This is a genomic window from Geodermatophilus sp. SYSU D00525, from assembly GCF_054050475.1.
Map to the genome: position 1 here is coordinate 37,092 of NZ_JBJGZK010000034.1, position 7,661 is coordinate 44,752.

Genomic DNA, 7,661 nt, shown 5'->3' on the forward strand with positions numbered 1-7,661 from the left:
GGGCGCCTCACGGACGCCGCCACCGGCGGCCCTCGGCGGCCAGCATCTCGTCGGCCGCGCGCGGCCCCCACTCGCCGGCCCGGTAGGGGTGCGGCGTGCTGCCCGCCCAGAACTCCTCGAGCGGGTCGATGACCGCCCAGGAGGCCTCGACCTCGGCGTTGCGCGGGAACAGCGTGGCGTCGCCGAGCAGCACGTCCAGCAGCAGCCGCTCGTAGGCCTCGGGGCTGGCCTCGGTGAACTGCTCGCCGTACAGGAAGTCCATGGACACGTCCCGGACCTCCATGACGCTGCCGGGCACCTTCGACCCGAACTTGAGGGTGACCCCCTCGTCGGGCTGCACGCGCACCACCAGCTGGTTGTTGCCCAGCTCCTCGGTGTCGGTGTCGGCGAAGGGCAGGTGCGGCGCCCGCTTGAACACCAGCGCGATCTCGGTGACCCGCCGGGGCAGCCGCTTGCCGGTGCGCAGGTAGAACGGCACGCCGGCCCAGCGGCGGGTCTCCACCCCGAGCCGGACGGCGGCGAAGGTCTCGGTCGTCGAGTGCGCGTCGACGCCCTCCTCCTGCCGGTAGCCCTTGGCCCGCTGGCCGGCCAGCCAGCCCTGCTCGTACTGGCCCCGGACGGCGAAGGTGGGCAGGTCCTCGGGCAGCGAGACCGCGCGCAGCACCTTGAGCTTCTCGGTGCGGATCTCGTCGGCCGAGAACTCGACCGGCTCCTCCATCGCGGTGAGCGCGAGCAGCTGCAGCAGGTGGTTCTGCAGCACGTCGCGGGCCGCGCCGGTCTTCTCGTAGAAGCCCGCCCGGCCGCCGATGCCGACGTCCTCGGCCATGGTGATCTGCACCGAGTCCACGTGGTGGCCGTTCCAGACCGGCTCGAACAGCTCGTTGGCGAACCGCAGCGCCATGAGGTTCTGGACGGTCTCCTTGCCCAGGTAGTGGTCGATGCGGAAGACGTCCTCGGCGCTGAACACCGAGTCGACCAGCTCGTTGAGCTCCCGGCTGGAGGCGAGGTCGGTGCCGAAGGGCTTCTCGACGACGACCCGCCGCCACCGGTCCGGCGTGCTCTCAGCCATGCCGGTGCGCTGCATCTGCTTGAGCACGACGGGGAACATCGCCGGCGGGATCGACAGGTAGAACGCGGCGTTGCCGCCGATGCCGTGGCTGCTCTCCAGGTCGGCGAGGGCGTGGGCGAGCTCGTCGAAGGCGTTGTCGTCGTCGAAGGAGCCCTGGACGAACCGGACGCTGTTGGCCAGCCGCTCCCACACCTCCTCCCGCCACGGCGTGCGGGCGGCGTTGCGGGCCGCGTCCCGGGCCAGCTCGGCGAAGTCCTGGTCCCCCCAGTCCCGCCGGGCGAAGCCCAGCAGCGCGAAGTTGGTCGGCAGCAGCCCGCGGTTGGCCAGGTCGTACACGGCCGGCAGCAGCTTCTTGCGGGCCAGGTCGCCGGTGATGCCGAAGACGACCAGGGCGCAGGGCTCGGGGACCCGCGGCAGCCGCCGGTCCCGCGGGTCGCGCAGCGGGTTGGGGATCACGTGCCCTCCTCGAGGGGTGCGGGGTCAGTCGAGGGCAGCGAGGACCTGACCGATGCCGGCGGACCGGTCGGTCAGGTGCAGGTGCAGCAGCGGCCGCTGCCGGTCGGCCAGCGCCTGCCGGTCACCGGCGGCCTGGGCGGCCTGCAGCGCGCCGAAGGAGTACGGCCGGTCGGGCACCGGGAGGTCCTGCGCCACCGCGCCGGTGAGCTGCAGATACGCCCCGACCTGCGGACCGCCCTTGTGGTACTGGCCGGTCGAGTGCAGGAAGCGCGGGCCCCACCCGAAGGTCACCGCGTGCTCCGTGCGGCCGGCCAGCGCCGCGCGCAGCTCGCCCGCCCGGGCGTCGGCCTCGCGGTCGAGGTAGGCCATGACGGCGAGGTAGCCGCGCGGCGGGACGGCGCCCAGCAGCGCGTCCAGCGCCAGCCGCAGCCCGTCGGACTGCGCGAGGTCGACGCCGTCGAGCACGCCGCCGGAGGCGTACACCTCCACCGCGCCGATCGTGGCCACCGGCCGCTCGTCGGGCAGGCCGGACTCGAGGATCCGCGAGGTGTTCTGCTTGGACTCGGTGACGTTGGGCTGGTCGAAGGGGTTGATCCCCAGCACCCGCCCGGCCACCGCGGTCGCGTACTCCCAGCCGAGGAACTGCGCGCCCAGCGGGCCGGTGACGCCGACCGAGGGCCGGCCGTCGACCGGGTCGCCGTCGACGACGGCCAGCAGCGCGTCCGGCGCCTGGGAGCCGGGCGCGTCCACCGACTCCAGGACCACGGGCAGCAGCCCGCGGCCCTCCTTGCCGGTGGACTCGGCGATGAGCTGCTCGGCCCAGTCGCCGAAGCCCTCGATGCGCGGGCCGCTGCCGCCGGTGCCCTCGGCGAGGGCGACCTTGTCCCGGCCGGTGCGGAAGCCCGCGCCCATGGCGACCCCGAGCTCCAGCGCGGGGTTGCCCGGCTCGGCCAGGTGCTCGGCGAGGTCGGTGGCCTCGTCCAGCAGCGCACCGACGTCGACCCCGGCCAGCGCCGCGGGCACCAGCCCGAACGCCGACAGGGCGCTGTAGCGGCCGCCGACGTTGGGGTCGGCGAGGAACACCGCGCGGGCGCCCATCGCGGCGGCGGTGTCGGCCAGCGGCGAGCCGGGGTCGGTGACGACGACGAACCGCCGGCCGACCTCCTTCTCGTCCAGCCCGGCCTCGGCGAACGCGGCGACGAAGGCCCGCCGGTGGCTGTCGGTCTCGATCGTGCCGCCGGACTTGGAGCTGACCACGACCACGGTGCGGTCGAGGTCGGTCATCGCCGCGAGGACCTGGCCGGGGTCGGTGGTGTCGAGGACCACCAGCGGCGCGCCCGCGGTGCGGCAGATGACCTCCGGCGCCAGCGAGGAGCCGCCCATGCCGCACAGGACGACGCGGTCGATCCCCTCGCCGGCGAGCTCGGCCCGCAGCTCGGCCAGCCGGGACACCAGCTCGCGCGAGGACGCGGGCAGGTCCAGCCAGCCGAGCCGGATCGAGGCCTCGCTCTCGGCCTCGGGGCCCCAGAGGGTGGCGTCCTTGGCCACCAGCCGCGCGGCGACGTCGTCGTCGGCGAGCTGGGTGCGGACCACCTCCGGGACGTCGAGGCCGGAGCAGGAGAACTCCAGGGTCATGCCTTGTCCTCGAGCTGGCCGCGCACGGAGTCGGTGAGCTCGTCCCACGAGTCGACGAACTTCTGCACGCCCTCCTCCTCGAGGACGCGGAACACGTCGTCGAGGTCGACGCCGGCGTCGGTGATGGCCTGCATGGTCGCCGCGGCGTCGTCGTAGGTCTTCTGCACCGGGGTGCCCGCCGCGCCGTGGTCGGCGTAGGCCTGCAGCGTCTTCTCCGGCATCGTGTTCACGGTGCCGGGGGCGATGAGCTCGCTGACGTAGAGGGTGTCGGAGTACTCGGGGTTCTTCACCCCGGTCGAGGCCCACAGCGGCCGCTGCGGCCTGGCGCCCTTGGCCTCCAGCGCCTTCCAGCGGTCGGAGGAGAAGACCTCCTCGTAGGCCTGGTAGGCCAGCTGCGCGTTGGCCAGCGCCGCCTTGCCCTTGAGCTGGTCGGCGCCGGCCTTCTCCAGCCGCTTGTCGATCTCGGTGTCCACGCGAGACACGAAGAACGAGGCGACGGAGGCGATCCCGCTGAGGTCGGCGTCGGGGTCCTGCTCGAGGCGCTGCTCCAGCCCGGACAGGTAGGCGTCCATGACGGCGCGGTACCGCTCGAGGCTGAAGATCAGGGTGACGTTGACGCTGATCCCGCGGGCGATCGACGTCGTGATGGCCGGCAGGCCCTCCACGGTCGCCGGGATCTTGATGTAGAGGTTCGGCCGGTCCACCAGCCACCACAGGTGCGCGGCCTCGGCGGCCGTGGCGTCGGTGTCGTGCGCCAGGCCCGGCGCGACCTCCAGCGACACCCGGCCGTCGCCGGGCTGCCGCTCGGCCACCGGGGCCAGCAGGTCGCAGGCGTCGCGCACGTCGGAGGCGGTGATGGTGCGCAGCGCCTCCTCGACGCTCACCTTCCGCACCGCGAGGGCGTGCAGCTGGTCGTCGTAGGACTCCGACCCACTGATCGCCGCGGCGAAGATGGTCGGGTTGGTGGTGACGCCGACGACGGAGCGCTCGTCGACCAGCGACTGCAGGTTGCCGCTGCGGATGCGGTCCCGCGACAGGTCGTCGAGCCAGACGGCGACGCCCGCCTGCGACAGCTCCGCCAGCTTCTCGTTCTGTGCCATGGTCAGGTCCCTTCCGGTGGGTCCGACGGCTCAGCGGTCGCCGGTGGGGTGGGGGAGGCCCCCGGTGGCTGCAACCGGGCCGGCCGGGACGGCGTTCCCCGCGGCGGCCGCCTCGATCGACTCGCGGGCGGCGGCGACGACGGCCTCGTCGGTCAGCCCGAACTCCTCGTAGAGCACCGAGTAGGCGGCGCTCGCGCCGTAGTGGGTGAGCCCCACGATCCGGCCGGCGTCGCCGACGAACTCGCGCCAGCCCATGGGCACGCCGGCCTCGACGCTCACCCGCGCGCGGACCGAGGGCGGCAGCACCTCGTCCTTGTAGGCCTGGTCCTGGTCGGCGAACCACTCGACGCAGGGCACCGACACCACGCGGGTCGGGACGCCGTCGGCCTCCAGCCGCTCGCGGGCGGCGACGGCGATCTGCACCTCCGAGCCGGTGCCCAGCAGGATCACCTCGGGCTGCCCGTTCGAGGCGTCGGCCAGCACGTAGGCGCCGCGCGCGACGCCCTCGGCGGAGCCGAACTCCGAGCGGTCGAACACCGGCAGGTTCTGCCGGGACAGCAGCAGGCCGGCCGGGCGGTCGTTGTGCTCGAGGATCGTGCGCCAGGCGACGGTGACCTCGTTGGCGTCGGCCGGGCGGACGACGTCGAGACCGGGGATGGCCCGCAGCGCGGCGAAGTGCTCGATCGGCTGGTGCGTGGGGCCGTCCTCGCCCAGGCCGATCGAGTCGTGGGTCCACACGTAGGTCACCGGCAGCTGCATGAGCGCGGCCAGCCGGACCGCCCCGCGCATGTAGTCGGAGAACGTGAGGAACGTGCCGCCGTAGACGCGGGTGCCGCCGTGCAGCGCGATGCCGTTCATGACCGCGCCCATGCCGTGCTCGCGGACGCCGAAGTGCAGCGTGCGGCCGTAGGGGCCACCGCTCCACATCTTCGTCTGGCGGTCGGCCGGCAGGAAGGACGGTTCGCCCTCGACCGCGGTGTTGTTGCTCTCCGCGAGGTCGGCCGACCCGCCCCACAGCTCGGGCAGCGCCGGGTAGAGGGCGGCGAGGACCTTGCCCGACGCCTTGCGGGTGGCCACGCCCTTGGGATCGGCGTCGAAGGTCGGCAGGCCGTCGGCGAAGCCCTCGGGCAGCCGGCGCTCCCGCATCCGCTCGAGCAGGGCGGCGCGCTCGCCGTTCTCCCGCGCCCAGGCGTCGAAGCGCTCCTGCCACTCGGCGTGGGACTTCTGGCCGGCGTCGACCCCCGAGCGGGCGTGCGCGAGCACCTCGTCGTCGACCTCGAAGGTCGTGTCCGGGTCGAAGCCCAGGACCTCCTTGGTGGCGCGGACCTCGTCGTCGCCGAGGGCCGAGCCGTGCGCGGCACCGGTGTTCTGCTTGTTCGGCGCGGGCCAGGCGATGATCGTCCGCAGCACGACGATCGACGGGCGGCGGGTCTCGGCCTTGGCGGCGGCGAAGGCGGCGTCGACCGCGGCCAGGTCCTCGCCGTCGTCGACGTGCTGCACGTGCCAGCCGTAGGCCTCGTAGCGCTTGCCGACGTCCTCGGTGAAGGCGACGTTGGTGTCGTCCTCGATGGAGATCCGGTTGTCGTCGTAGACCAGCACCAGGTTGCCCAGCTGCTGGGTGCCGGCCAGCGACGACGCCTCGCCGCTGACGCCCTCCTCCAGGTCGCCGTCGGAGGCGAAGCACCAGATGGTGTGGTCGAACGGGCTCTCGCCCTCGGGGGCGTCGGGGTCGAGCAGGCCGCGCTCGCGGCGGGCGGCCATGGCCATGCCGACGGCGTTGCCGACGCCCTGGCCGAGCGGGCCGGTCGTCGTCTCCACGCCGGGCGTGTGGTTGACCTCGGGGTGGCCGGGGGTCCTCGAGCCGAAGGTGCGCAGGGCCTGCAGGTCCTCGAGCTCCAGCCCGTAGCCGGACAGGTAGAGCTGGACGTACAGCGTCAGGCTCGAGTGGCCCATCGAGAGGACGAAGCGGTCGCGGGCCACCCAGTTCGGGTCCGTGGGGTCGTGCCGCAGCCACTTGTGGAACAGCAGGTAGGCCGTGGGCGCCATGCTCATCGCGGTGCCGGGGTGGCCGTTGCCCACCTTCTGGACGGCGTCCATGGCCAGCACGCGGGCGGTGTCGATGGCGCGGCGGTCGAGGTCGCCGAAGTCCTCGGGCAGCGTGGGGTGCGGCTGCCGGGGCGAACCGGTGGGGGAGTCGGTCGCGGCCTCGGCGGGGGCCTCGGACTCCGTGCTCTTCGTGTCGTCAGCCTGGGTCATGTCGGGCGGAACTCCTCGAGGTCGGCCGTGCGTGGGGCCGTCCGGGGAGCGGTGGTCCGGTGCTCCCGGGCGGACGACGTCGGGTGCGGGGCAGCGGATCGGCCGTGTCCCTGGTCTCCCTCGACCCGTGACCCTCCGTCGTCGGCGACGGCCCTACCCGCAGTTCCCGCGGCGTCAACGTGATCAGACCCTAGTCATCCGCACCGGTGAGCGGCCGGGTGCGAGGGCTGGTCCTCTGCCGGCCGGCCTCCCGGACCCTGGAGGGAGCCGGACGTGACCTGCACGGGTGAACGGCCTCAGGAGGTCCTGCCCGGCTGCCGACGGACCTCACGTGGGTAGACCATGCCGCCTCGGCCTCCGTCGTCTCGTCCTCGGCGCGGTATCGCTGATCGTCCTGACCCTCGTTCCCGTCGTCACGCCCACCGCCCCGCTCGCCCGCGCGGACGAGCCCGCGCAACTCGGCCGGGTGTTGGAGACGGGGGTGGAGGTGTTCTCGTTGTGGCGGGACTGGCCGGTGAACGAGCTGGTGCTGGACCGGGTGGTGGAGTCCGGGTCGGGCTGGGTGCGGGTGGGGGTGGGCTGGTGCTCGCTGGAGGAGGCCGGGCCGGGGGTGGTGTCGGAGTGGTACCTGCAGCGGGTGGACGCCACGGTGGCCGCGGCGGCGGCGCGGGGGTTGCAGGTGCTGGCCACGCTGGGCTGCACGCCGGGGTGGCTCAGTGGCAGCGACTCGTTGACGGTGTTGCCGCCGGCCGGGCGGGTGGGGGAGTTCGGGCGGGTGGCGGCGTGGCTGGCCGGGCGGTACGCGGGGCGGATCGCGGCGTGGGAGATCTGGAACGAGCCGGACTGCTCGGCCGGGACCGGGTGCGGAGCGACCGCTCCGGAGGTGTACGTGCCGGTGCTGCAGGCCGGTTACCGCGGGATCAAGGCGGGGGATCCGGCGGCGGTGGTGGTCTCGGGCGGGACCAGCGGGGTGAACGCCGCGTGGGTGGCGGGCCTGTACGCGGCCGGGGGCGGGGGCTGGTTCGACGCGCTGGGCCTGCATCCCTACCAGGGGCCGGCGGCCGAGCCGCCGGAGGCGCCGCCGGCCGAGCACCCGTACCGGATCGCCAACGTGGAGCGGGTGCGGCAGGTGATGGTCGGAGCCG

General features: G+C 73.8%; 5 protein-coding genes. 1 reads left to right on the forward strand and 4 read right to left on the reverse strand.

Translation table 11 applies throughout. The annotated features are described in order from the left end of the window. Positions 1-7: 7 nt before the first annotated feature. From zwf to tkt, 4 genes are read right to left on the reverse strand one after another with little or no spacing between them, the layout of a single operon-like run. Entirely contained in the window at positions 8-1,525 is a 1,518-nt protein-coding gene (gene zwf / locus ACI796_RS20890) for a glucose-6-phosphate dehydrogenase (protein ID WP_456943136.1), read from the reverse strand. A 24-nt stretch (positions 1,526-1,549) separates the two neighbouring features. Further along, a complete protein-coding gene (locus ACI796_RS20895) occupies positions 1,550-3,160 on the reverse strand; it encodes a glucose-6-phosphate isomerase (RefSeq protein WP_456943137.1) in 1,611 nt (536 codons plus the stop codon). After that, the gene (gene tal / locus ACI796_RS20900; RefSeq protein ID WP_456943138.1) at positions 3,157-4,260 is read right to left on the reverse strand and encodes a transaldolase; all 1,104 of its coding nucleotides are present in this window, start codon (positions 4,258-4,260) and stop codon (positions 3,157-3,159) included. The genes ACI796_RS20895 and tal overlap by 4 nt, the downstream gene beginning before the upstream one ends. 30 nt (positions 4,261-4,290) lie before the next feature. Then, a complete protein-coding gene (gene tkt, locus ACI796_RS20905) occupies positions 4,291-6,516 on the reverse strand; it encodes a transketolase (RefSeq protein ID WP_456943139.1) in 2,226 nt (741 codons plus the stop codon). A gap of 481 nt (positions 6,517-6,997) precedes the next feature. Between tkt and ACI796_RS20910 the strand changes: the two genes are divergently transcribed. Next, the coding region (locus ACI796_RS20910) for a cellulase family glycosylhydrolase (protein WP_456943140.1) at positions 6,998-7,661 on the forward strand (664 nt) is incomplete at its 3' end.